General features: G+C 67.4%; 20 protein-coding genes. 9 read left to right on the top strand and 11 right to left on the bottom strand.

Going from position 1 to position 25,228, the window contains the following annotated elements:
* Positions 1-69 precede the first annotated feature (69 nt).
* The 3 genes from KTR40_RS05980 (at position 70) to sufU (ending at position 4,882) form a co-directional block, all read left to right on the top strand.
* Positions 70-2,610 carry a LuxR C-terminal-related transcriptional regulator gene (locus KTR40_RS05980; protein WP_228405594.1) on the top strand — a complete coding sequence of 847 codons (2,541 nt, stop codon included), beginning with the start codon at positions 70-72 and terminating at the stop codon, positions 2,608-2,610.
* Positions 2,611-3,085: 475 nt separating this feature from the next.
* Positions 3,086-4,411, top strand: a complete 1,326-nt coding sequence (locus KTR40_RS05985) for a SufS family cysteine desulfurase (RefSeq protein ID WP_139028556.1) — start codon at positions 3,086-3,088, stop codon at positions 4,409-4,411.
* A gap of 21 nt (positions 4,412-4,432) precedes the next feature.
* Positions 4,433-4,882, top strand: coding sequence for a Fe-S cluster assembly sulfur transfer protein SufU (gene sufU / locus KTR40_RS05990; protein ID WP_139028557.1), 450 nt, complete (start codon positions 4,433-4,435; stop codon positions 4,880-4,882).
* Between the two features lie 86 nt (positions 4,883-4,968).
* On the opposite strand, the gene KTR40_RS05995 is transcribed toward sufU, so the two are convergent.
* The 3 genes from KTR40_RS05995 to KTR40_RS06005 are packed head-to-tail and all read right to left on the bottom strand — an operon-like array spanning position 4,969 to position 7,243.
* Positions 4,969-5,190, bottom strand: a complete 222-nt coding sequence (locus tag KTR40_RS05995) for an SCO4848 family membrane protein (RefSeq protein ID WP_228405595.1) — start codon at positions 5,188-5,190, stop codon at positions 4,969-4,971.
* 3 nt (positions 5,191-5,193) lie between these two features.
* Entirely contained in the window at positions 5,194-5,691 is a 498-nt protein-coding gene (locus KTR40_RS06000; RefSeq protein ID WP_139028559.1) for a DUF2505 domain-containing protein, read from the bottom strand.
* A 43-nt stretch (positions 5,692-5,734) separates the two neighbouring features.
* On the bottom strand, positions 5,735-7,243 hold the full coding sequence (locus KTR40_RS06005) for an SDR family oxidoreductase (protein ID WP_228405596.1): 1,509 nt from the start codon (positions 7,241-7,243) through the stop codon (positions 5,735-5,737).
* 234 nt (positions 7,244-7,477) lie between these two features.
* On the opposite strand from KTR40_RS06005, the gene mfd reads away from it, so the two are divergent.
* Both mfd and KTR40_RS06015 read left to right on the top strand, forming a co-directional pair.
* Positions 7,478-11,182, top strand: a complete 3,705-nt coding sequence (gene mfd / locus KTR40_RS06010) for a transcription-repair coupling factor (RefSeq protein WP_228405597.1) — start codon at positions 7,478-7,480, stop codon at positions 11,180-11,182.
* A gap of 6 nt (positions 11,183-11,188) precedes the next feature.
* Positions 11,189-12,001 carry a metal-dependent hydrolase gene (locus KTR40_RS06015; RefSeq protein ID WP_228405598.1) on the top strand — a complete coding sequence of 271 codons (813 nt, stop codon included), beginning with the start codon at positions 11,189-11,191 and terminating at the stop codon, positions 11,999-12,001.
* A gap of 136 nt (positions 12,002-12,137) precedes the next feature.
* Here KTR40_RS06015 and KTR40_RS06020 read toward each other — a convergent pair whose 3' ends face one another.
* From KTR40_RS06020 to nirB, 6 genes are all read right to left on the bottom strand, one after another.
* Positions 12,138-12,413: a hypothetical protein gene (locus KTR40_RS06020; RefSeq protein WP_139028562.1), complete on the bottom strand. Its 276-nt coding sequence runs from the start codon at positions 12,411-12,413 to the stop codon at positions 12,138-12,140.
* Positions 12,414-12,466: 53 nt separating this feature from the next.
* A complete protein-coding gene (gene deoC, locus KTR40_RS06025) occupies positions 12,467-13,192 on the bottom strand; it encodes a deoxyribose-phosphate aldolase (RefSeq protein ID WP_139028563.1) in 726 nt (241 codons plus the stop codon).
* Positions 13,193-13,326: 134 nt separating this feature from the next.
* The gene (locus KTR40_RS06030; RefSeq protein WP_228405599.1) at positions 13,327-14,187 is read right to left on the bottom strand and encodes an FAD-dependent oxidoreductase; all 861 of its coding nucleotides are present in this window, start codon (positions 14,185-14,187) and stop codon (positions 13,327-13,329) included.
* Between the two features lie 216 nt (positions 14,188-14,403).
* Positions 14,404-15,564, bottom strand: coding sequence for a uroporphyrinogen-III synthase (locus KTR40_RS06035; protein ID WP_139028565.1), 1,161 nt, complete (start codon positions 15,562-15,564; stop codon positions 14,404-14,406).
* A gap of 14 nt (positions 15,565-15,578) precedes the next feature.
* Positions 15,579-16,613 carry a uroporphyrinogen-III C-methyltransferase gene (gene cobA / locus KTR40_RS06040; RefSeq protein WP_139028566.1) on the bottom strand — a complete coding sequence of 345 codons (1,035 nt, stop codon included), beginning with the start codon at positions 16,611-16,613 and terminating at the stop codon, positions 15,579-15,581.
* Positions 16,614-16,615: 2 nt separating this feature from the next.
* Positions 16,616-19,258 (bottom strand): nitrite reductase large subunit NirB, encoded by a 2,643-nt coding sequence (gene nirB / locus KTR40_RS06045; RefSeq protein WP_228405600.1) that lies wholly within the window; start codon positions 19,256-19,258, stop codon positions 16,616-16,618.
* A 274-nt stretch (positions 19,259-19,532) separates the two neighbouring features.
* On the opposite strand from nirB, the gene nirD reads away from it, so the two are divergent.
* On the top strand, positions 19,533-19,907 hold the full coding sequence (nirD, locus tag KTR40_RS06050; RefSeq protein WP_228405601.1) for a nitrite reductase small subunit NirD: 375 nt from the start codon (positions 19,533-19,535) through the stop codon (positions 19,905-19,907).
* A 6-nt stretch (positions 19,908-19,913) separates the two neighbouring features.
* Here the strand turns inward: nirD and KTR40_RS06055 are convergent, their stop codons facing one another.
* Positions 19,914-21,674, bottom strand: a complete 1,761-nt coding sequence (locus KTR40_RS06055; protein ID WP_171058954.1) for a phospho-sugar mutase — start codon at positions 21,672-21,674, stop codon at positions 19,914-19,916.
* Between the two features lie 83 nt (positions 21,675-21,757).
* Positions 21,758-22,576 (bottom strand): purine-nucleoside phosphorylase, encoded by an 819-nt coding sequence (locus tag KTR40_RS06060; protein ID WP_228405602.1) that lies wholly within the window; start codon positions 22,574-22,576, stop codon positions 21,758-21,760.
* A gap of 105 nt (positions 22,577-22,681) precedes the next feature.
* On the opposite strand from KTR40_RS06060, the gene KTR40_RS06065 reads away from it, so the two are divergent.
* The 3 genes from KTR40_RS06065 to KTR40_RS06075 are packed head-to-tail and all read left to right on the top strand — an operon-like array spanning position 22,682 to position 25,198.
* Complete coding sequence (locus KTR40_RS06065; RefSeq protein WP_139028571.1) at positions 22,682-24,097, top strand: NAD(P)H-quinone dehydrogenase; 1,416 nt, start codon at positions 22,682-22,684, stop codon at positions 24,095-24,097.
* 49 nt (positions 24,098-24,146) lie between these two features.
* Positions 24,147-24,905 (top strand): prolipoprotein diacylglyceryl transferase, encoded by a 759-nt coding sequence (locus tag KTR40_RS06070; protein ID WP_139028572.1) that lies wholly within the window; start codon positions 24,147-24,149, stop codon positions 24,903-24,905.
* The gene (locus tag KTR40_RS06075; protein ID WP_228405603.1) at positions 24,902-25,198 is read left to right on the top strand and encodes a hypothetical protein; all 297 of its coding nucleotides are present in this window, start codon (positions 24,902-24,904) and stop codon (positions 25,196-25,198) included. The genes KTR40_RS06070 and KTR40_RS06075 overlap by 4 nt, the downstream gene beginning before the upstream one ends.
* Positions 25,199-25,228: the final 30 nt, after the last annotated feature.

Raw genomic sequence — 25,228 nt, forward strand, 5'->3', positions numbered from 1 at the left:
GGACGGCGGGAGCCGCTGGAACGGATCTGCACCATAGTCCGGAACCACTCCAGCCAGGCGGTTTTTGTCATGGCAGGGCCGGGCATAGGGAAGTCATCCCTGACGGAGGGGATCGCGGAACGCTTCGGCGGTGACCTGAACGTTCTGCAGCTGCACGGCAGTTCTGCCCTTGCTGCCGTGCCGTTCGGCGTCCTTACTCCCTATACCGGCGAGCTGACTGCGGAGGAGTCAGTGTCTCCGGTTGCCGTCCTGCGGTCCATGTGGAGTTATTTCGAAAAACTGAAGACCGGAAACGGAGCACCTGTCCTGCTCCTGGTGGATGACGCGCATTACCTGGACGAGGCTTCGGCCGGCGTGGTGGCGGACCTGATTTCGGCCGGCTGGGCAACAGTGGTTGCCGCTGCCAGGCCGCGGCCGGGCCTTCCGCAGCCGCTGGACCAGCTCTGGTACGACGGCCTTGCCGAACGCGTGGACCTGCGTCCGCTGAACCGTGAACAAATCGAGGAAGTCCTGGACCACGTCCTTGACGGGACTGTGCCGGACGCCACCGTGGACGCCGTCTGGAGCGCCTCCGGCGGCAACCCCCGGATCCTGGACGCACTGCTCCATGATGCTGCAGAAGCCGGGATACTGGCCAAGCGGAACGGAATCTGGGTCCTGCTGGGTCCGTTGCCCACGGACGGTGTCCGGCTCACGGCAGTTGTGACAAAAGACCACCTCCGGCGCCGGCCGGAGGAACAGGAAGCCCTGAAATTCATTGCGCTTGGCGGGCCGGTGGGCCGGAAGGTCATCGAGGACATTTGCGGGGCGCCGGTGGTCCGCTCGCTGCTGGACCAGCAGATGGTGGTCGAGAACTCGGGCGTTCCCGCTGAACTGACCGTCTGGAACGGCCTGTTCGCGGAGGCCATCAGAAACACCATCTCGGTTTCCCGCAGCCTGCAGCTCCTGGAAAAAATCCGGGAGCACAAGGACCCCGCCACACTGCGCGGCGAAGGCCGGCTGCGGTCCGTGGAATGGGCCCTCGAGTGTGGCCTGCGGGTGCCCGACGCCGAGATGCTGGACGCCGCGCGCGAGGCATTGACCCGTTTCCGGAACCACAGCGCCCGCGCCATCGCTGCCAAGGTGCAGGACCCGGAGTTCCTGCCGCTTGCCCGTGCCATCCAAGCGCGCGCCCTGTACAACGAGGCCTCGTATCCCGAGGCTGCGGCCCTGCTTGACTCCTGCTGGCAGCAGCTGGCAGGCCACCCCGAGGGCCCTTCCGTCCTGCTCCTGAGGGCTGCTGCCCATCAGGCGACGGGCCGCCCCCTTGCCGTCCTGGCAGAGGAAATGGGGGAACAACACCCCGATCCGGCGGAGGCAGCTGCGGGGTGGCGGGAGGAGCTTCTCCAGCTGCTGCAGCTCGGTGCGGACCTGGATGCGGAGGCACTGCGCGGCCGCGTGGCAGACCTCAGGAACCGCAGCTCCACCGAGGTAGAGGCGCCGGTTGCCAGGGTTGTGGGAGAGGCCGTCCTGGCACACGCCCTGGCCGCAGCTGGTAAGGCTGCCGAAGGACTTGAGGCCGCACTGTTCGCGGCCTCGGACCTGCGGCCGCTGGAAGGGAGGCTCTTTTTCTTTTCGGAGTACGTCCTGGGCCGGCTGGTTGCCGATTACCTTGCCATGGGGGAGTGGGAATCCGCAGAGCGTGAGCTCGAAAGCTACGCTGCAGGCCATGCGCACTCGGCCGCCACCTTCAACGGCAGCCTGCAGGTGCTTCGCGGCTATTCCATGCTGCGGCAGGGCCGGATGGAACGGGCGTACCAGCTGCTGCTGCCGGCGGTCGAAGCGCTGCGGCTGAACGATCCGCTCCAGCTGTTCCGTTTCGGGTCTGCGCTGGGTTTCTATGTTGCGGCGCGGCTGGGGGACACTGCCCAGGGCAAGCGGCTCGAACAGGACTACAAGGACGCCGTGGCAGGCGCGCCCGCCCACGATTTTGTTGCCCGCGCCTACGTTGCCGCCGCATCAGAGTACCTGTCACGGGACGGCAAGGGCCTGGCTGCACTGCACACGCTCATGACGACCAATGAGGCCTCTACAAGGGCGGGTACGCTGCTGGAGCTCCTCGGACTCGGCTGGGACCTGGGGGACCCCTCGGTGATCCCCATGGTGCAGACCGCAGCGCAAGGCGTGGAAGGCCGTTGGGCAGCCGCGATGCTGAAACTGGCCACGGACTGGCAAGCCGCCGACGGGGATGCGTTGATGGATACCGCGGCCGCGCTGGAGGAATCCGGCTTCGTCAACCTCGCCCGTGAGGCCTACGCCCGCGCCAGCACCGTGCTGGAACAGTCAGGGGAGCGCCGCCGGTCCAGGCAGGCCGTCGCCCAGCGCGAAAAGTGTGACCACGAACTCGGCGAGCGGTTCCGGGAGGGCCGTTTCATTGCCGCGACCCCGGCCGTCCAGCTCACCCGCCGCGAACAGGACATTGTCGAGCTCGCCGTGCAGGGCCTCACGGACCGGGAGATCGCCCAGCGGCTCATGGTGTCCGTCCGCACAGTTGAGGGACACCTGTACCGCACCTACGTGAAACTTGGTGTACGCAGCCGGGATGAGCTCGACGCAGCACTCCCCAAGTAGCCAAGTAGCGGTACAAAAAACACCGGCCCCGGCGCCGTCGCGGCACAGCCGCACTTTGCCCTGCCCGCTGCCGCCTGATGCACAGGGCACCGGCCGCCGTCGCACATCACCCGCCCGGGTATCAGCCGGGCGGTCCCGGTAGTACCTGGTCCGAGAATTCGAGTACTGCCTACTCGTGTACGTCCCGCCGCCGCAGTATTTACTTAAGGAAGCAAAGGACGCGGCGAACAAAAGCCGCAGAGAATGCCGAAAGCAGTACAAGGCTCCTCAAGTTTCCGGTCCCCGTGACCGGGCCAGACGGGGCCGGCGGCGTCAGAGTCTTCTGAGACCGAGACTCTCCCCCCAGCCGTCGCCGGCCCTCCATTCCGCGGGCTGAAGCCCGGAGCGGCTGTGGCGGCTGCCCTTCCCGGGCGGCCGCCACAGCCGTGCTGTGGGACAATTGAGTGTCATCCATTGGCATCTCAAGGAGTTAGTTTTGGCCGTAGTATCAACGCCAGCCACACTGGAACGCGCCTTGCCGGCCATGGACGATGCAGAGGTTCTCCGCATCCGCAATGACTTTCCGGTCCTGCACCAGCTGGTCAACGGCAAGCCGCTCGTTTACCTCGACTCCGGCGCCACGTCGCAGAACCCCCTGAGCGTCATCGAAGCGGAACAGGAATTCTACGAACAGCGCAACGCGGCCGTGCACCGGGGTGCGCACCACCTTGCCGTCGAGGCCACCGAGGCCTTCGAAGATGCCCGGCAGACCATCGCGGACTTTATCGGCGCTGACTACGCGGAGACTGTCTGGACGTCAAACGCCACCGAGGGCCTCAACCTGCTCAGCTACGCCTTGTCCAACGCCGGGTTATGGGCCGCCCAGGGCAGGGGCGACGCCAGGCTCAAGGAGCTGGCCCTGAACCCGGGCGATGAAATCGTGGTCACCGAGATGGAGCACCACGCCAACCTGATCCCGTGGCAGGAACTGGCCTTCCGTACCGGCGCCACCCTGCGGTACATCCCCATCGACGACGCCGGCCACCTCCGCATGGATGCGGCCGCGGAGATCATCGGCGCCCGGACCCGGGTGCTGGCGTTCACCCACGCGTCGAATGTCCTGGGCACCATCAACCCGGTCGCCGACCTCGTGGCCCTTGCCAGGCGGGCCGGCGCCCTGGTGGTCCTGGACGCCTGCCAGTCCGCCCCGCACCTGGCCCTGGACGTCAAGGCCCTGGACGTCGACTTTGCCGTGTTCTCCGGCCACAAGATGCTCGCCCCCACCGGGATCGGGGTGCTGTACGGCAAGCAGGATCTGCTGGATGTCCTGCCGCCCTTCCTGACGGGCGGCTCCATGATCACCACCGTGACGATGGAACGGGCCGAGTACCTGCCGGCACCACAGCGCTTCGAAGCCGGAACGCAGCGGATCTCCCAGGCCGTGGCGCTGGCGGCTGCAGCCAACTACCTGACGGAAACCGGGCTGGACCGGATCCACCAGTGGGAAGCCGGGCTCGGCCAGCGCATGGTCACCGGGCTGGAGTCCCTTCCCGGAATCCGGGTCCTGGGCCCCGCCGCGGGCCAGGAACGCATCGGACTGGCTGCCTTCGACGTCGAAGGGGTCCATGCCCATGACGTGGGCCAGTTCCTGGACTCGCGGGGAATCGCCGTCCGCGTTGGCCACCACTGCGCGCAGCCCCTGCACCGCAGGCTGGGCCTTACCGCCACCACCAGGGCCAGCGCCTACCTCTACAACACGACGGACGACGTCGACCAATTCCTGGATGCCGTAGCCGGCGTGCGGGCTTATTTCCGCGCTTAGCGGGGAAACCGAAGGACACCCATGAGCCTTGACCAGCTGTACCAGCAGATCATCCTGGACCATTCGAAGGCCCGTCACGGCAGCGGACTTGCCGGAACAGCGGCCCCCGAAGGCGCTTCCACCGGCCAGTCGCACCAGCTCAACCCGGTGTGCGGCGACGAGGTCACCGTGAGGCTCGCCGTGGCTGACGGAAGAGTGGCCCAGGTTTCGTGGGACGGGGCAGGATGCTCCATCTCCATGGCATCCGCCTCCGTGCTCAGCGAAATGGCTGAGGGAATGACCGTGGCGGAGTTGCACGAAGTGATTGACAGCTTCCGTGAGGTTTTGCGCTCCCGGGGAAAGGTCCCGGCGGATCCGGAGCTGCTGGGGGATGCCGCCGCGTTTGAGGGCGTGGCCCGCTACGCGGCGCGGGTCAAATGCGCAATGATTTCCTGGGTTGCGGCGGAGGACGCGCTCAATCAGGCCGCCTGAACCAGGCCTGCCATCGCGCGGGTGCCCGGGCGAAAAAGAGGAAGGCCCCCGTCCCGGCGGGACGGGGGCCTTCCTTTTGCAGTTCCCTAGCTGGCCAGCGCCATGATGCCGATCACGGCGGTGGCCGCGCCCAGCACCATGGAGACGCCCACCAGGACCACGTGGACCGTGAGGAACTTCGTCGCCTTGCCGGCGGAGTCCCTGGCACGCGGATCCTTCATGACCCGGCGCAGGAACTGCGGCCAGACCACAAGGGACCACACCCCCGCAATGACCAGGACCAGTGAGGCGAAGACGGGCAGTTCCATGGACTAGTGGCTTTCCAGCCAGGCCTGGGCCTGCTGGGCCTGCAGGTTAAGGGCCTTGGCCACCATCGGCTCGGCGGCGTCGGCAATCTTTCCGCCGAGGAACGGCACAGAAGACGAAACCGCACCTTCGAGCTCTACGCGCGTCCCGCCGTCGGCCGCTACCAGCCGCTGCACAGCGGTGACGTCCACCGGTGCGCCGGCGATCTTCAAGGAGATGTTGCTCTGGCGGGACCCGTCCGCTGCGGGGGCGTCCCAGTTTTCCACCTGCGTCACCTTCAGGGACTCACCCACGAACTTCCGGGCGATCTCGGGGAGGCGGGTGGTGGGAAGGGTCCGCACGGACGTGGCGCTGAAGGCTCCGGCAACATCTCCGTCCACGGTGAATGACTCCAGCGAACCGCCCACCAACTGGCTGACGTGGCGCTGGAAGTCCTCGTTCACCAGCACGGCTGCGACGCTGTCGACGGAGTGGGGAAGGGTGGTGTTTGCACTCAAGGCCATGGGTCCTCCTGGGACATGGGGGTCGGATTAGGCTCCAAACATCCTACGGGGTCCTTGCCGCGCGCTCCGCATCCGCGATCTCCTGTGCCGCGCTGGTGATGTTCCTGGCCATGGCGGGAAAGATCAGGCTGTGGAACGGGAGGACCGCCAGCCAGTACAGCCTGCCGCTCAGTCCTTTGGGAAAGAAGATGGCCCGCTGCCGGTAGCGGCTGCCGTTCCCGTCGGGCTCCACGGAGAGCTCCAGCCAGGCCCTGCCCGGCGCACGCATTTCCGCGCGGAGCCGCAGCAGCCTGCCGCGGTCGATCCGTTCAACACGCCACCAGTCCACCACCTCCCCGGCCGCAAGGGTGTGGGGATGCCGCCTGCCGCGCAGCAGCCCGGCGCCCCCTGTCAGCTTGTCCAGCCAGCCGCGTACCTGCCATGCCAGGGGCAGGGAATACCAGCCGTTCCGGCCGCCGATGCCCTCGATGACCGTCCACACCTTCGCGGGGTCCACATCGCCGTGGAACGTCCGCTCGTCGATGTACACCTTGTGGCCGGCCCACTCGGGGTCGCTGGGCAGGGGATCGGATGCGGCGCCGGCATTGGCCCAGGTGGTTTCCACCTGCCCGTCACGTTCCTTGCCGAGCGCAAGTGCGACGGCGGTGCGATAGCCGGTCAGGCCGCCGTCGGGCTGCGGGATGTACTGGTCGATGTCGTGTTCGTCGGACACGGCGTCGTGCTGCAGGGACTGGACCAGCGGCATGGCCATGGACAACGGGATTGGCGTGGTGAGGGCAACCCACATGCCGGCGAGCTTGGGCGCGGGAATGGGCAGCGCCAGCACCGGGCGGTAGGGCAGGCCTGCCTCGGCCGCGTACTCCTGCATCATCCCGGCGTAGGTGAGGACCTGGCGGCAGCCCACGTCGAACGTGCGGTTGAGCGGGCCGGCCAAGGAGGCAGCGGAGACCAGGTAGTACAGGACATCGCGCACGGCGATAGCCTCGATCCGGTTCCGGACCCAGCTGGGCGCCGGCATCAGGGGGAGTGTTTCGGCGAGGTGGCGGATCATCTCGAAGGACGCCGAACCGGAGCCGATGACCACGCCGGCCTGGAATACGACGGCGTCCACCGGACTGTCCAGGAACACCTGTCCCACGGCCTCCCTTGAGCGCATGTGGGTGGACAGCTCCACGCCCGCCGGGTGGAGCCCGCCGAGGTAGACGATCCTGGCGACTCCTGCCGCAGCCGCGGCGTCCGCTGCGATGCGTGCCATCGCCTGTTCTTTCGCCTCGAACCCCGCCCCGGCCGCCATCGAGTGCACCAGGTAGTACAGCACGTCGACACCGGCCAGCGCCTGGCGGAGGGCGCCGTCGTCGTCGAGGCTGCTTTCCACAACGTCCACCCGGTCCCGCCAGGGCACACCGGCGATCTTGTCCGGTGAGCGCACCAGGACCTTGACCGCATGGCCGGCCTCCAGGAGCTTGGGCACCAGCCGGCCGCCGATGTAGCCGGTAGCACCGGTGACCAGGACGGTTCTGGATGTTCGCGTGGTGTTGCCGGGTTCGGTCATGCTGACTCCTTTTTGTCCATAGGCCATTCGGAGTGGCTCGCCGTTTGGACGGCCCGTTCTTCCGGGCGGGTTGTTTTCTTGCCCGTTGGCCGGAGGTCCCGCCCTGCCAGCCTAGCCCTGGGGCGGCTCGTATTGTCGCTCCTGCGCGGTAGGCTGGGTTTACCCGGGATTCGAAGAGAATTTCGGGTTTTCGCGTTGCCTGCCTTTCGTTGCACACCACAGGAGCTTTCTGCCATGAGCCTTCCCGGCCCGTCCGCCGCCGGCACATCCGGCGCTAGCGCATCCAAAACCGCCCCGTCGCTGGACGGACTGCGCAGCGCCCTCGCCGCGGACCAGACCTTCGCCCGCGTCCGCGCCGAGGCGGCACGCGGGTTCGAGGTCCGGGGCCAGGACTACCAGATCAGTGCGCCCGCCGGGCTCCGCCCGCTTCTGCTTGCCGAGATGGCGGACGGCCTGGCTGCCGCCGCAGGCGAAGGGCACGACGACGGCATGCCGGGTGTGGTGTTGGCCGTCACCGCAACCGGCCGCGAGGCCGAGGACCTGACAGCGGCGCTTCGGGCGTACCTTCCGGCCGGCTGCGTCGCCGAATTCCCCAGCTGGGAAACTCTCCCGCACGAACGCCTTTCGCCGCGCTCGGACACCGTGGGCCGCCGCCTCTCCGTGCTGCGCCGCCTGGCGCATCCGGAAAGTTCGACGGCGGGACCGCTGCGCGTAGTGGTTGCGCCGGTCCGCGCCGTGGTCCAGCCCCTGGTGGCCGGCCTGGGCGAGCTGGTCCCGGTCACGCTGAAAGTGGGCCAGGAGAAACCCTTCACTGAGGTGGTCCGAAGCCTGGCGGACGCCGCCTACGCCCGCGTGGACATGGTGACGCACCGCGGCGAGTTCGCCGTCCGCGGCGGAATCATCGATGTTTTCCCGCCCACCGAGGACCACCCGATCAGGGTGGAGTTCTTCGGTGACGAGGTCGACCAGATGCGCTGGTTCGCGGTGGCAGACCAGCGCTCGCTGTCCTCGCCAGGGCTGCACCACCCCACCGAACTGCATGCGCCGCCGTGCCGGGAAATCCTCATCACCCCGTCCGTCATGTCCCGCGCCGCCACGCTGAAGGCACAGCTTCCGGCCGCTGCCGACATGCTGGAAAAGATTGCGGGCGGCATTGCCGTGGAGGGCATGGAATCCCTGGCGCCGGTGCTGGTGGACTCCATGGTCCCGTTGGTGGAGCAGCTGCCCGCCGGCTCCATTTCGGTGGTCATCGAGCCGGAGAAGGTCCGCACCCGCGCCCATGACCTCGCTGCCACGAACGAGGAATTCCTGGAGGCCGCCTGGTCCACAGCGTCCGACGGCGGGACCGCGCCGCTGGACCTCACGTCGCAGGCCAGCGCTGCGCTCCATTCCGCCAGTTTCCGCTCCCTCACGGAAACCCGCAGCTCCTCCCTTGGCCATGGCGTCTCCTGGTGGTCCATCACATCCCTGGCACAGGACGAGGAACTGCTGCCGGACATCGACGTCCTGAACCTGCACGCACGCGAACCCAGGGGCTACCAGGGCGATGTGGCCGAGATGATGGAGTTCATCGGTTCGCACGTCCGGGACCAGTGGCGGATCGTCGTCGCCACCGAAGGACCCGGACCTGCCCAGCGCCTGGCGGAGCTGTTCCACGAAAACGATATCCCGTGCGCCCGCGTGGACAGCCTGGACCACGAACCCCAGGCGGGCATCATCGAGGTGACCACTGCCGCCGTCGGACGCGGTTTTGTCCTGGACGGCCTCAAACTTGGGCTGCTCACTGAAGCCGATCTCCTGGGCAGGACCTCTGCGGGGTCCACCAAGGACATGCGGCGGATGCCCTCGAAGCGCCGCAACGCGGTGGACCCGCTGCAGCTCGTGGCCGGTGACCACGTGGTCCATGAGCAGCACGGCATCGGCAAGTTCGTGGAGCTGATCCAGCGCAAGGTGGCCGGCGGTGGTGATGGTGTCCGGGAATACCTGGTCCTGGAGTATGCACCGTCAAAGCGCGGCGCGCCCGGGGACCGGCTGTTCGTTCCCACGGACCAGTTGGACCAGGTGACGCGCTATGTGGGCGGCGACACCCCGGTGCTGAGCAAGATGGGCGGCGCGGACTGGGCCAGCACCAAGTCCAAAGCACGCAAGGCCGTCAAGGAGATCGCCGGTGAGTTGATCCGCCTCTACTCGGCGCGGATGGCGTCGCGCGGCCATGCCTTCGCGCCGGACACCCCCTGGCAGCGCGAGCTCGAGGAAGCCTTCCCGTACGTGGAGACTCCGGACCAGCTCACCACCATCAACGAGGTCAAGGCGGACATGGAGCGGGAAATCCCCATGGACCGGCTGGTCTCCGGCGACGTGGGCTACGGCAAAACCGAGATCGCCGTGCGCGCCGCGTTCAAGGCCGTGCAGGACGGCAAGCAGGTGGCCGTGCTCGTGCCCACCACGCTGCTGGCCCAGCAGCACTATGAGACGTTCACTGAACGGTTCTCCGGTTTCCCCCTGCGAGTGAAGCCGCTCTCCCGTTTCCAGGCGTCCAAGGAAGCCAAGGAGACGGCGGAGGGCGTCAAGAACGGCACCGTGGACGTGGTGATCGGCACGCACAGGCTGCTGTCGAAGGACTTCGAGTTCAAGGACCTGGGCCTGGTGATCGTGGACGAGGAGCAGCGCTTCGGTGTGGAGCACAAGGAGGCGCTGAAGAAAATGCGCACCAATGTGGACGTGCTGGCCATGAGCGCAACCCCCATCCCTCGAACCCTGGAGATGTCCCTGACAGGAATCCGGGAGACGTCCACCCTGGCCACCCCGCCGGAGGAGCGGCACCCGGTCCTGACCTATGTTGGCCCCTACACGGACAAGCAGACCTCCGCCGCCATCCGCCGCGAGCTGATGCGCGAAGGCCAGGTCTTCTTTGTGCACAACCGGGTGTCCACCATCGAGCGCACCGCTGCGAAAATCCGCGAACTGGTGCCCGAGGCCCGCGTGGAGGTGGCACACGGCAAGATGTCCGAGAGCCGCCTGGAACAGATCATCGTGGACTTCTGGGAGAAGCGCTTTGACGTGCTGGTGTGCACCACCATCATCGAAACCGGCCTGGATATTTCCAACGCCAACACGTTGATCGTGGACGGCGCGGATAAGTACGGCCTGTCCCAGCTGCACCAGCTCCGCGGGCGCGTGGGCCGCGGGCGTGAGCGCGCGTACGCCTACTTCCTGTACCCCTCGGAGAAGCCCTTGGGCGAGGTGGCGCTGGAACGGCTGAAGGCCGTGGCCACGCACAACGAGCTCGGTGCCGGAATGCAGCTGGCCATGAAGGACCTGGAAATCCGCGGAGCAGGCAACCTGCTGGGCGGTGAGCAGTCCGGCCACATCCAGGGCGTCGGCTTCGACCTCTACATCCGCCTGGTGGGCGAGGCCGTGGCTGACTTCCGCGGTGAGGCGGAGGAGAAGGCCGCGGAGATGAAGATCGAACTGCCCGTCAACGCGCACCTTCCGCACGACTACGTGCCAGGGGAGCGGCTCCGCCTGGAGGCCTACCGGAAACTCGCGTCCGCGCTGACGAACGAGGCCATCGACGAGGTGTTGGCGGAACTGGTGGACAGGTACGGCGAGCCGCCGCTGCCGGCCCAGAACCTGGTGTCCGTGGCCCGCTTCCGGGTGGGTGCCCGCGAAGCGGGGCTGTCCGATGTCGCCCTGCAAGGCAACTTCATCAAGTTCTCGCCGGCCACCCTTCCCGAATCCAAGGTGATGCGCCTGAACCGGCTGTACCCGGGATCCCAGTCCAAGCCTGCCCTCGACGCCGTGCTGATCCCCAAGCCGAAGACCGCAAGGATCGGCGGCCGGGACCTGCAGGACGCGGAGATCCTGGAGTGGGCCAACGGGGTGATCCGGAACATCTTCTCGGACCAGCCGGTTTCTGTTTCGCCCGCCGGGAGCTAGCACTTGATGGGAGGACACCACGCCGCGTCGGGAGCCGCGGCGTGGGTAGCTATTGCCTCGACCGGGCCATACACGCTTGGCTGGTACCCGCTGGACGCCATGGGCATCCTGATCGGCGGGATGGCGACGGCGGGAACCGCCCTGGTGTGCGACTGGGACCACCGGCACAGCACCGTGGCGAATTCCCTGCCGCCGCTGTCCAACGTGATCGCCGTCGGGATTGAGAATGCCAGCGGCGGGCATCGCCAGGGCACGCATTCCGTCCTCGGGGCAGCTTTCTTTGTCCTGCTGGCTACGCTGGCGGGGCAATTCCAGGTGCAGACGGACTGGGGGCTGCTGTCCGTGGGGGCCGGGCTGCTGTGCATGTTCATGATCAACATCGCGGCCAAGGCCCTGAAGCTCTTTCCGAAGGCGGGCTTCATCAGCAACTGGATTTTTGCGCTGACCATGGCCGGCCTGGTCACGTGGTTCGCCCCGGACCAGTGGACCTGGCTCCCGGTTTCGATGCTGACCGGCGTGGTGGTCCACATCGTGGGGGACTTGATCACCACGGGCGGCGTGCCGCTGCTGTGGCCGCTGGTGGTCAGGCCGCCCAAACCCCTGCGGCGGATCCCGCTGCTGCGCCAGGTCTGGCGGCCCAACGGTGCATTGTCCCTCCCGTTGCTGGGCCGGGCGGGGTCAAAACGCGAATGGCTGGTCCTGATCCCGGTGAGCGCCTACGCCATGGTGGGAATGTGCGTGGCCGGCTGGTCCATAGCGCACAGCCACTGGGGCCGCGCGGCAGACGCCGCGCTGGCCTGGGCCCGGCTCTGGCTGTAGCCCGGGCGGTACCCGGGCCGGAGAAACGACGGAACCCCCGGACGGTGTCCAGGGGTTCCGTGGTGCCCAAGTAGGTAGCGGCAAGTGTCGTTTTGGAGCGTCAAAACGACACTTAGCGCTACCTGGTTGGGGTGGGCTAGTGCTCGCCGGCGGAGTCGGAGCGTCCCAGGACGGTCTGCGGAATCCAGAAGGCCAGGGCGAACAGCACGATGCAGACAGCCATCGGCCAGGGGTTGTCCAGCGTGAGGAAGGAAAGCGAGTACACGGCACCAAAGAACAGGGCGATGCAGACCACGAACAGGAGGATGCTGGTCCCGAGCTTGTTCTCATTCTGGGGAGTCTGCAGCGTGCCCTGCTGTGCTCCGCGGCCGGAATCCGTGCCGTCGTTGGACGCCGTAATCTTGCTGGACATTAATTCCTCCTCGGCCCCGCGGGGCTCAATCTGTGTGCCGCGTCCGGTTTCCCTCAGTACGCGGATGAACCCTGTTCACCCTTGACAATGGCAATTCCGGAGCTGGCACCAATACGTGTTGCACCTGCTGCAATCATAGCCTGCGCGTCTGCAAGGGACCGCACTCCGCCGGAGGCCTTGACGCCCAAACCAGGGCCCACAGTCTTGCGCATCAGGGCGATGTCCTCCACCGTCGCGCCACCGCCATTGAACCCCGTTGAGGTCTTCACGAAGTCTGCGCCTGCCTCCACTGCTGCCTCGCAGGCGATGACCTTCTGGCTGTCGGTGAGCAACGCGGTCTCGATGATGACCTTCAGGATGGCCCCGCTGGCGTGGACCGCCTCCGCCACCGAGGCGATGTCCTCGACAAGCGCCCCTTTGTCCCCGGCCCGGGCGGCGGCGATGCTGATGACCATGTCCACTTCGTCCGCACCGTCCAACACTGCGCCACGGGCTTCGAAGGTCTTGACGTCGGTGGGGGTGGCACCCAGCGGGAACCCCACCACTGAGCAGGTCAGGACGCCGGATCCCTTGAGGGCCTTCTTCACCGTTTTGACCCAGATGGGGTTGACGCAGACGGACTTGAAGCCGTATTCCGCGGCTTCCGCGCAGACCTTGAGGACGTCAGCCTCGCTTGCCTCCGGCTTCAGCAGCGTGTGGTCGATGAAGGACGCTATGCTGCCTGAACCTGCGGCGCCGGTGGCTGCTGCCTGAACGGAAGGGGTGGCTTCGTTGCTCATGATGGTCCTCTCCAAGGGCCTGTGGGCCGGGCGTTGTAACGCCCTCGACTCGTTTCGGAACCATCTTGCCACAGCCGCACGGAGCCGCCGGCGCAGGTCACCAGGACGCGCAGCCCCGGCAGCCTGGCGGGCAGTCAGGCCGCGGCTGGAAGCGTAACTGGAGCGGAGGCCGTCAGCAGCTGGGTGGCGCAGGCGCCCGCAGCAGAAGCTGCGGCCACCAGCAGGCCCAGCCGGACGCCGTCGAACGCTGCGGCGTCGCCGATGGCCCAGATGCCCGGTACGGAGGTCCGGAAGTCCTGGCTGATGACGATCCCGCCGGTGGCCGCTGTCTCCAGGCCCGCACTGGCGGCGAGGTCGTCCCGGGATTCGCGTTCCTCGGCCAGGACCACCAGGTCGCCGTACATGCTGCTGCCGTCCTCGAAAACCACACCGGAGGCGGCAAAGCCCGTCGTTGAAGGGGCAGGGATCACGGAGGCTGGGCGGGCCGTCGTACGGATGGGGCGCACGCCGCGGGCCCGGAGAACGGCCTCCGCCTGGCCAGCCGCGGCACCGGTGCCCACCAGGATTCCCAGCGGACGCCGGCCCAGCTCCCTGGCCACCTGGCTGACGGCCTCGCCGACCCGGGCGGCGTCGTCGATGGTGGAGTAGCTCAGGCACTGGCCTGCGCCCTGGACGGGGCTGGCCACCGGTGCCGAGCCGGTGGCGATGACCAGCTGGTCGTACGCAAATTCCAGGCCGTCCGCCGTGGCTACTGTACGGTTCACGGCGTCGATGTGGCTGGCTGGCTGCCCGAACCGGACGGAAACCTGGGGCAGCATGGCCAGCTCCAGCAGTTCGGCCGGCGTGTCGTCCCGGTTGCTCAGGACCGTGATGGTGCCGGTGAAACGGGCGCGGTCAAGCTGGCTGACCAGTGCCTGGGCAGCTGGGCCGGCCCCTGCAATGACGATGCGGGTGGTGGCGGCGGCGGTGGAGGTGGAGGGTGCCGGAGCGGACATGTGCTGGCCCTTTCGCTGGCGGCCGGAAGCGGCCGGAACTTCGTGGTGGAACCCAGCGTAGGCCCGCGCCTTTTCCGGGGTGTTTCCCCGCAGTTGCTGTTTATCAGGGCCGTGTTCGCCAGTGTTTACCGGCCGGTAACAGAACCAGTGACCTGCCTCTCATCCGCGCGCGCAGCGGACACATTTGCCCGCCGCCGCGCAGCTGGAGCAGTACAACTAGACGCGGATCCGGTACCCGCGCTTCACCACGGTCTCCACGAGCCGCCCGTCCGGCAGGGACGAGCGGAGCCGGCTCACGGTCATGTCCAGTGCGTGGACGGACCCGCGCAGTTCCAGCAGGTCGGACAGCGATTCGCGGGACAGGACCGCGCCGCCCGCACCGAGCAGGGCGCGCAGGAGCAGCAGGGGAGCGGGCGCCAGTTCCACCACCTGGCCGTCGATGCGGAGGCTGCGGCCGCGCAGTTCGATGCTGCCGGACCTGGTGTCCAGCCGCCGGACGTGGTTCAGGGCGAGGTGCTCGCACACCAGCCGGATCAGGGCGCCCATCCGGAAGCGTTCCGGGATCAGCGGGGTCACGCCGGCATCCAGCAGCGGCTGCGCCGTGACCGGGCCCACCACGGCAGTGGTGACGTTCGTCTTCAGGCTGTCGATTAGTTGCTTGTACACGCCCATCTCGTGGGCAGTGCTCCACAGGGCATCGACGGCGGGCGCGCTGGTGAAGGTGAGGACATCCAGGTTTCCGCTGCACGCAGCTTCAATGAGCCGGGGAAGCCGGTCCTCGCCGTCGGGCTTGACCCAGCGGTAGGGCGTGACTGTCAGGACGGTGGCGCCGGACATCCGCAGGCGCTCCAGCTGCCGCACGTCGGTGTAGCCGTGCAGCTGCACGGCCACGGTCTTGCCCCGGACGCCCTCGGCCAGCAGCATGTCCACCAGTGTTGCGGTGGTTTCGTCGCTGCTGATTCCGACGTCGGCAAGGCCGGCCGCGCGCACGGCGCCGCGGGCTTTGGGCCCACGCACGAACATCCGGCAGGCGCCCAGGGTGTCCAGCAGCTGCTCGCCGATCCCGAAGGAATCCGCTGCCTCGCACCACCGGCGCATGCCGTAGGCGGTGGTGGCAATGCAGAGGTCAGGCCTGGCGGCGATGATGGCCTTGGTGTCCTCGATGAGCCGCATGTCCTCCTGCACGGGGGCGATCTTCAGCGCGGGGGCGTGCAGTACTTCGGCGCCGCGGCGCTCCAGGGCCTCGATGAGGTCGCTGGAGCGGCGGTCCGAGGTTACGCCGATGCGGAAGCCCTCCAGGGGCGACTCGGCGGTGTCCGGTGCTTCTTCAGCCCTTTGTTCGACCTGCGGTGTTTCGGCCGGTGCAAGTGCAGTCATGGGGGTCAATCCTTTCATGAACCGAGCAGCGAGGCCGCCAGCCTGTCCAGGTCGGCGGCGGCCTCGGCATGCCCGCGGTTGGCCTCAGCCACCCGAACCACCTCGCCGATGACAAGCACGGCGGGGTTGCTGCACCCGGCGGCTGCCGCGGTGATGGTGCCAAGATCGGCGATGGTGGTGCGCTGGCCGGGGCGGTAGCCGCGTTCGACGACGGCCATGGGCATGTCAGCGCGCATTCCCGCCCTGCGCAGTCCAGCGGCCAGCTGGTGGAGGGTTCCGATGCCCATCAGCACCACGATGGTCCCGCCCAGTCCGGCCAGGTGCTTGTGCTCCTTTTCGGTCAGCGGGGCGTGGCCGGAAACCACGGTGAACATGTGGCTGACTTCGCGGTGGGTCACCGGGATCCCGGCAGCGGCCGGGACGGAGATGGCGCTGGTGACGCCCGAGATGACGCGGACCTTGACGCCGGCGGCAACGCAGGCGGCAACTTCCTCGCCCCCGCGGCCGAACACGTAGGGGTCCCCGCCCTTGAGGCGGACCACGTTGTTGCCGGCGAGGGCACTTTCCACCATGAGCTTCTCAATGTCCCCTTGGCTTACTTTGTGGTGGCCGGGCTTCTTGCCGACGTCCACCAGCTCTGCCGAGGTCATGGACGGCAGCTCCTGGTACGGGGCCAGCCGGTCATAGAAGACGACGTCGGCATCGCGCAGTGCTTTGATGGCAGCGACGGTGAGCAGCTCGGTGGTTCCGGGTCCGCCGCCCACCAGGGTGACATGGCCGGCAGGGCCGGCGGCTGGCTCAGCCGCCACCGGGATGCCGGTGGTGCGGCACCGGTCCAGCAGGGACTCCCAGCCGGGCTGTCCGTCGTCGACCGCTGCCACCAGGAAGGGGCGTTCGGGCAGCGGGCCATCATGTCCTGCCCCCTGGGGGGTGCTGAGGCGGTAGACGACGGCGCCCGCGGCTTCGTAACGGCGTACGGCCTGCCGGGCGGCGTGGTCGGAGCCGGTAACCAGTACTTCCCGTCCGGTGAGATCAATGCTGAGCTGCATGCCTATACCTCGTTCCTGATGGGTTCCGGCGTGCCCGGCCGGACTGGAATGGAAGCGCCGATCAGGACTTTGCCTTTTTCTTCGGGCGTGGCGGGGCGCATCTGGCCGCGCTCGTCCGGGACGAAGGTGATGGAGTCGTCCTTCTGGTCGGGCGCGTTGACGAAGGAGCGGAACCGGCGCAGTCGCTCGGGGTCCTTGAGGGTGTCTGCCCATTCGTCGATGTAGGTGTCCACGTGCTTGGCCATGGCAGCTTCGAGGTCCGCGGCGATGCCCAGGGTGTCCTTGACCACCACGTCCTCGACGTGCTTGATGCCGCCGTCGAGCTCTTCCTGCCAGCGCGCGGTGCGCTGGAGGCGGTCCGCGGTGCGAATGTAGTACATGAAGTAGCGGTCGATGTACTTGATCAGCGTTTCGTCGTCCAGGTCCTTGGCCAGCAGCTGGGCGTGGGCCGGGGTGGCGCCGCCGTTGCCGCCGACGTACAGGTTCCAGCCGTCCGCGGTGGCGATGACGCCGACGTCCTTGCCGCGGGCCTCGGCGCATTCACGGGCGCAGCCGGAGACGCCCATCTTGAGCTTGTGCGGGCTGCGGAGGCCGCGGTAGCGCAGTTCCAGCTGGATGGCCATGGCTACCGAGTCCTGGACGCCGAACCGGCACCAGGTGGATCCGACGCAGGACTTCACGGTGCGCAGGCTCTTGCCGTAGGCCTGGCCGGATTCGAAGCCGGCGTCCACCAGTTCCTTCCAGATTTCGGGGAGCTGCTCCAGGCGGGCGCCGAACATGTCGATCCGCTGGCCACCGGTGATCTTGGTGTACAGGTTGTACTTCTCGGCCACGGCCGCGATGACGCCGAGCTTCTTGGGGGTGATTTCGCCGCCGGCGATGCGGGGGACCACCGAGTAGGTGCCGTCCTTCTGCATGTTGGCCAGGGCGCGGTCGTTGGTGTCCTGCAGGGTGCCGCGGCCGGCGTCCAGGACGTAGGCACTGTTCTGGCTGGCCAGGATGTTGGCGATGGTGGGCTTGCAGATGTCGCAGCCTGCGCCGGTGCCGTACTTGGCCATGATCTCCTCGAAGGAGGTCAGTTCCAGGACGCGGATGGCGTCGAACAGTTCCTGGCGGGACAGTTCGATGTGCTCGCAGAGGGCCTTGGAGACCTCGACGCCGGACTTGGTCAGTTCGGTTTCCAGCAGTTTCTTCAGCATCGGCACGCAGGAACCGCACTGGGTCCCGGCGCGGGTGCAGCCCTTCAGCTCGCCCAGTTCCTGGACCGGCGCGTTGCCTTCACAGGCGCCGCAGCCGTTGATCGTGTCCCGGATGGTTCCGGCGGTGACGTTGTTGCAGGAGCAGAGGGTGGCGTCGTCGGGCAGTTCGGTCTCGGGGGCCTCACCGCCGCCGGCGGCACTGAGGAAAGCGCCGGGCTCGGCGGGAAGTTCGCGGCCCAGCAGGGGGCGCAGGCTCATGTACGGTGAGGCGTCGCCGACGAAGATGCCGCCCAGGAGGGTCTTGGCGTCGTCGGTGGTGACGATCTTCTGGTACACGCCGCGCGCCGGGTCCGCGTAGACAATCTCAATGGCGTGCTCGGTCTTGGCGAAGGCGTCCCCAAAGCTGGCAACGTCCACGCCCGAGAGCTTCAGCTTGGTGGCGGTGTCGAAGCCGGGGAAGGTGGCGTCCCCGCCGTGGAGGCGGTCGGCCACGATCTCCGCCATGGTGTTGGCGGGGGCCACCAGGCCCAGGCACATTCCGCCGTAGTTGGCCACTTCACCGATGGCCCAGATGCCCGGCACTTCGGTTTCGCAGTAGTCGTTGATGACCACGCCGCCGCGGGGACCCAGGCTGAACACCTGTTCCTCGCCCTCGGCGGCGCGGAAGAGTTCGTCGCGGGGCCGGACGCCGATGGCCACAATGACCATGTCCGCGTCGATGATGCGGCCGTCTGCCATGAGGACGCCGGTGACCTGGCCGTCGTCATCCGAGAGAACCTCGGACGGGAACACACCGCCGTGCACCTCGAAGCCCTTGGCCTTGATGAGCCTCCCCATGGCCTGGCCGGCGCCCTCGTCCAGCTGGGTGGCCATCAGCCACTGCGAACCGTCGATGACGATCGGGTTGGCGCCCAGCTGCTCGGTGCCGGCGGCGGACTCGAGGCCCAGGAGCCCGCCCCCGATGGTGACGGCGTTGACCTTGCGGCCCAGCTTCTCCTTCAGCCCGGCAATGGCCTCGTTGATGGCCCACACGTCTTCGAGGGTGCGGTAGACGTGCGTCTTGTCCGCGCCGGGGATGGGAAGGCGGGCGGCATTGGAACCGGTGGCCACCACCAGTTCGTCATATTCGAAGACGTGGCCGGCCGCAGTTTCCACGCTCTTGGCTTCGGCGTTGATCTTGACGACGCGCTCGCCGGTCTTGAGCTCCAGGGAAGGATGCTCCCACATGGACGCCGTCCCCAGCGTCAGGTCGACGTCCTTATCTGTCAGGGCCTTGGACAGGGCAACGCGGTCGTAGGGGAGGTGGGCTTCCTCAGTGAGGACCGTGACATGCCAGCCATTGAGGCCACGGGCATGCATTGCGTCCGCAAAACGGTGGGCCGCGGGGCCGCCGCCGGCGACGACGATGCGGCGCGGAGTCTCTGTGCTTGAAGTCTGTTCGGTCACTGATGGGCCTTTCGCATGGGCCGCAGGCAGTTTTCCTGCAGCCTTCTCTGACGAGCTGTCCATCCAGACTAGGGAGACGCAGTTTCGCTTCAGTTTCCCAATTGTTTCGCCAACTTAACTTCTGCATCACGAACGCATTTCCGGCCGGGTTAGGTGTCTTTTACGCGCTGGACACATTCAGCGCATGCCGCTGAAACACCCGGAGCCTAGCGTGGAACACGGCCGCAGAGGTGGCTGCTGAGAAGGATTACACGCAGAGGGAGAGGAACCGGACATGACGGCAACACTGGAACTTGGGGCATTTGAAGCCGGCCTGGACGAGGCCGTATCCGGCTGGCACACAGTCTGCCGGGTGGACGACCTGGAGCTTGCCTGGGGTGAAGCCGCCCTGGTCGCTGGACGCCAGGTGGCCCTCTTCCGCACCGGCGCCAATGAGGTTTTCGCCGTGGCCCATGAGGACCCTGCAACCGGTGCGCATGTCATGGCACGCGGAATCCTGGGATCACGGGGTGCCCGTCCCACCATCGCTTCGCCGCTCCACAAAGAGGTCTACGACCTCGAAACCGGGGAATGCTTCAGCAGCCCGGACCTGAGCCTTGCCACGTTCCGGACCCGCATTGCAGGCGGCGTCATCGAGATCGAGCTGTAGCAGGGGCTAGAGCCCCAGGGCTTCGCTGACGTCGCGGAGCACCTCGTCCAGCGCCGCCCGCGCCGCCTGCCGGGCAGCCGGCAGTTCGGCCGCGGAGCCCACGTGGTGGATTACCTCGAGGTAGCACTTGAGCTTGGGCTCGGTGCCGCTGGGCCGGATAATCACCCTGGTGAGGTTGCGGGTGACGTACAGCAGGCCGTCAGTAGGCGGAAGCCCGTCGCTGCCCTCGGCAAGATCTGCGTAAACCTCGACTGCGGACGACCCGAACGTCTCCGGCGGGGAAACCCTCAGCCGGTTCATCATGGCGTCCAGGAGCCCGAGGTCTGCAACCCTGATGCTGAGCTGGTCGCTGGCGTGCAGGCCGTGCTGCAGGTAGAGCTCGTCCAAGGTGTCAAAGACGGATTTACCGTCAGCTTTGGCCGCCGCGGCGAGTTCCGCAATCAGGAGGGCAGCGGAAATGCCGTCCTTGTCCCGCACCAGGTCCGGCGCCACGCAGTAGCCCAGCGCCTCCTCGTAGCCGTACACCAGTCCGGGAACCCGGGAAATCCACTTGAACCCGGTCAGGGTCTCCTGGTGGGCGTATCCGGCGGCAGCGGCGATGCGGGCCAGCAGCCTTGAGGACACAATCGAATTCGCGAACACTCCCTTGGCGCCCTCGTCAGTGCCGCCGTCGTCCGTGCTCCCGCGTGCGGCAAGCCGCGCGGCGATGTGCGCGCCAAGCAGCGCACCCACTTCGTCCCCGCGGAGCATCCGCCACGCGCCGGTGTCCGGGTCCTTTGCCGCAACGGCGGCCCTGTCGGCGTCGGGATCATTGGCGATCACGATGTCCGCGGCCTGCCGCTCAGCGGCTTCCAGTGCCAGGTCCAGCGCCCCGGGCTCTTCCGGGTTCGGGAAGCTGACCGTGGGGAAGTCCGGGTCCGGCTCGGCTTGTTCCGCCACCAGCGTGATGTCCGTGAAACCTGCCGCGTTCAGCACGGCCAGTGCAGTCCCGCCGCCCACGCCGTGCAGGGGGGTCAGGACGATGCGCAGGTCGCGGGCAGGGAAGTGTTCCGGCAGGGCAAGCGCGGCGGTGTCCCGTTCGTAGTCCGACGCAAGGGAGCCGTCCAGGACGGTCCAGCCGGAGGGGGCCAGGGTGATGGATTCCAGCGGGCCCACGGCGTTGATCCGGGCCGCGATCTCAGCATCATAGGGGGCCACGATCTGGGCGCCGTTGCCGCTGTCCGTGACGGCGTGGCGGCCCAGGTACACCTTGTAGCCGTTGTCCTGCGGAGGGTTGTGGCTGGCTGTCACCATGACCCCGCCGTCGCACTCCAGCGCCCGGACGGCGTAGGCCAGCAGGGGCGTGGGCAGCGCCGCCGGCATCAGGAAGGTCTCGATCCCGGCGGCCGTGAAGACAGCGGCCGTTTCTTCCGCGAAGATGTCCGAGTTGTAGCGGGCGTCATAGCCGACGACGGCGCGCGGCCGCGTTCCCGGCGAGGCGTCGCCCACCGCCGAGAGCAGGAAGTCCGCCAGGCCGGCAGCAGCGCGGCGCACCACCACCCGGTTCATCCGGTTGGGGCCCGGACCCAGGGCGGCGCGGAGTCCCGCCGTTCCGAACTGCAGCGTGCCGCGGAAGCTGTCCGCCAGTTCCTGGCGTGCGGCGGGGACGCCGTTGTCAACGAGTTGGACGAGTTCCAGGAGGGAAGCCGACGTGACGGGATCCGGGTCTTGGGCAGCCCATTCGCGGGCTTCATTGAGCAGGCGGAAATCGGCATCGGAAGACGTCATGGGCATAAACCTATCGTCATTGGGCGCCGAAGCTGTGCCGCCTCCCGCGGAAAGCGGAAAATTCACCGAAGCGGTGCCCCGCCTTAGAGCCGGGCGATGATTTCGGCGAGCAGCTTGGAAATCCGGGGCCCTGCCGCCTGTCCGGACTCGATGACTTCCTGGTGGCTCAGGGGCTGGGGGCTAATCCCGGCGGCAAGGTTGGTGACCAGTGAGATTCCGAACACCTCCATCCCGGCGTGCCGCCCGGCGATGGCCTCCAGCGCCGTGGACATGCCCACCAGGTCCGCGCCGATGCGCTTGGCATACTGCACCTCGGCAGGAGTCTCGTAGTGCGGGCCGGGGAACTGGGCGTAGACGCCTTCCTCCAGGGTGGCGTCCACTTCACGGGCCAGGCCGCGGATCCGGGCCGAATAAAGATCTGTCAGGTCCACAAATGTGGCGCCCTCCAGCGGCGAGGCGGCGGTGAGGTTGATGTGATCTTTGATGAGCACCGGGGTTCCGGGGGTCCAGTTTTCCTGCAGCCCGCCGCAGCCGTTGGTGAGCACCAGGGTCTTGCAGCCAGCCGCCGCTGCTGCGCGGATGCCGTGCACCACCGCGCGTACGCCTTTGCCCTCGTAGTAGTGCGTCCTGGCGCCCAGGACCAGGGCCCTCTTGCCGCCCTTGGTCAGCACCGAGCGGATGGTGCCCACGTGGCCTTCCACCGCAGGAGCGTGGAAGCCGGGAACCTCCTCCGCGGACAGCGTGGCGGTGGTCTCGCCGATCAGGTCCGCTGCTTCGGCCCAGCCGGAGCCGAGCACCAGGGCGACGTCGTGGCTGTCCACGCCGGTTTCCTCGGCGATGTAGTCAGCGGCAGCATGGGCGGCCGCGAAGGGATCAGTGTTCAGGAAGTCAGTTGTACTCACTGGTACAAGCTATCCTGCCGCCCGTGGTGCCGCCCACCTTCGCGCGGATTGCCGAGAGACCGTTTTCTTTGGCGGTGCGGGGGAGTTGCAGGACAATGGTTGATTGTGACTACGCATCCAGATTTCAGTTCGCCCCGGATCGCAATCCTGGGAGGTGGTCCCGGCGGATACGAAGCCGCCATGGTTGCCGCCTCGCTCGGGGCGCAGGTCACCATCATCGAGCGGGCCGGGCTGGGCGGATCGGCCGTGCTGACCGACGTCGTCCCGTCAAAGACGCTGATCGCCACCGCCGACCTCATGACGCGCGTCGGCGAGGCGGGCGAGCTGGGAGTGAAGTTCGATGTCGACGGCGGCGACTTTGTCCCGGTAATGCGCGCGGACCTCAAGCACATCAACGACCGGCTGCTGAACCTGGCGCGCAGCCAGTCGAAGGACATCCATGACGGCCTGGAGCACCAGGGCGTGCGGATCCTTGCAGGGTCAGGCAAGTTGGTGGACGACCACACCATCGAGGTCCTCACGGCGGAGGGCACCGAAACAGTCGAAGCGGACACCATCCTGCTGGCCGTGGGTGCCCACCCGCGCGAGCTTGCCACCGCCCGGCCGGATGGCGAGCGGATCCTCAACTGGACGCAGATCTACGACCTCGACGAACTCCCCGAGGAACTGATTGTGGTGGGTTCGGGCGTCACCGGGGCTGAGTTTGCTTCTGCCTACAACGGGCTGGGGTCCAAGGTGACCCTGATTTCCAGCCGTGACCGCGTGCTTCCCGGGTCCGACGTGGATGCGGCAGTGGTGCTGGAGGAAGTGTTCGAGCGCCGCGGCGTCCGCGTCCTGTCCCGATCCCGCGCCGAGAGCGTCGAACGGACGGACGACGGCGTGCTGGTCACCCTCAGCGACGGGTCCACGGTCACCGGCAGCCACTGCCTGCTGTGCCTGGGCTCCATCCCCAACACGGCCGGGATCGGCCTTGAGGAGGCCGGAGTGGCGCTCAGTGAGAGCGGCCATATCAAGGTCGACGGCGTTTCGCGCACCTCCGCCCCCAACATCTACGCTGCAGGCGACTGCACCGGCGTGCTCCCGCTTGCCTCCGTAGCCGCGATGCAGGGGCGCATTGCGGTGGCGCACTTCATGGGCGACACCGTCACCCCGCTTAAGCTGCACCAGGTGGCCTCCAACATCTTCACCTCGCCCGAAATTGCCAACGTAGGGGTTTCCGAGGCCGAGATCGACTCCGGCAAGTACCAGGGCGACGTCATCAAGCTCTCGCTGCGCAGCAACGCCCGCGCCAAGATGCGCAACCACCGGGACGGCTTCGTCAAGATCTTCGCCCGCAAGGGCTCGGGCACCGTCATCGGCGGTGTGGTGGTGGGCCCGAACGCGTCCGAACTGATCTTCCCTATCTCCATCGCGGTGAAGCAGAAGCTGCACGTTGACGACGTCGCCAGCACGTTTACTGTCTACCCTTCCCTGAGTGGATCGATCTCAGAAGCGGCGCGGCGCCTGCACGTCCACATGTAAGGGCCGAAAGTCCCCCTGGAGGGGTGCGCCCCGTTGCTACACTCTGCACATGATCGGGCTTCCCTTCGCGGGAAACGGGCTGGTACATGCCGGCTTCGTCGGGCTGGGAATCCTCGCAGCCCTGCTGTTCTACGCCTATGAGAAGCGCCGCCGCGGCCTGTCCGATCCCCGGCTGTGGCCTATTGCCGGTTTCGCCGTAGCTTTCGGGGCCATTGGTTCCAGGGTGCTCACGTGGGATTTGTCGCGGCAGGTTTCCCTTGCGGATTGGTGGGGCAACGGTGACCGCAGTATCCTTGCCGGCCTTGTGGGCGCCTGGCTTGGCGTCCTCCTCGGCAAACGGCTGACCGGGTACCGGGGGAAGACCGGTGACCTGCTGGCGCCTGCGGTGGCCTTGTCGCTGGTCATCGGCCGCGTCGGCTGCCTCCTTACCGAACTGCCAGGCACTCCGACCGGGGGAGCCTGGGGGATAATCCTCACCCCGGCGCAGGCCGGAGTGGTCGGCGGGCAGGCCGGAGTGGGACTCCATCCGTCCTTTGCCTACGAGATTGCCTTCCACCTTGTGGCGTTTGCGGCAATGTGGCGTTACCGGGACAGCCTGCCACGTCCTGGCGACCTTTTCATCTGCTTTGTGGCCTCCTATGCCCTGTTCCGGTTCGGTGTCGAATTCGTCCGCGGCAACGAGGTGCTCTGGCTGGGGATGAGCCGCCCCCAGTTGTTCCTCCTGGCGGTCCTCCCCCTGCTGTTCTGGCGGACGCTGCGGGTATTCGGGAAACCATTGCGCCCGACGTTGGAGGGGACAGCCGCATGAGCGAGGAACCAAGGCGGGGCTCCATGGCGCTCGGGATCCTGTTAGGGACGCCGGCCCTTTATGCCCTCTATTTCGGGACAACAAGTGGAATCGCTCCGGACCAGGGCTACAAGACCTTCCTCGCCGGGCCAGCAGCATTCGTACCGATCGCACTGTACGTGGCGGTTGCCGTCCTGCTGGCGGTCCGGCCTCGCACGTCGCGGCTGGGGGCGGGGCTGCTCATTGGCCTGGGGATCTTCACCCTGCTCGGCGGCGGGATCTGCGTGGGCAGCCTGGCGCGGATGAGGGCCTGAGATGGGCCGGGGAGAACTCCCGCAACAACC

The sequence above is a fragment of the Pseudarthrobacter sp. L1SW genome (assembly GCF_020809045.1).
Taxonomy (GTDB): Bacteria; Actinomycetota; Actinomycetes; order Actinomycetales; family Micrococcaceae; genus Arthrobacter.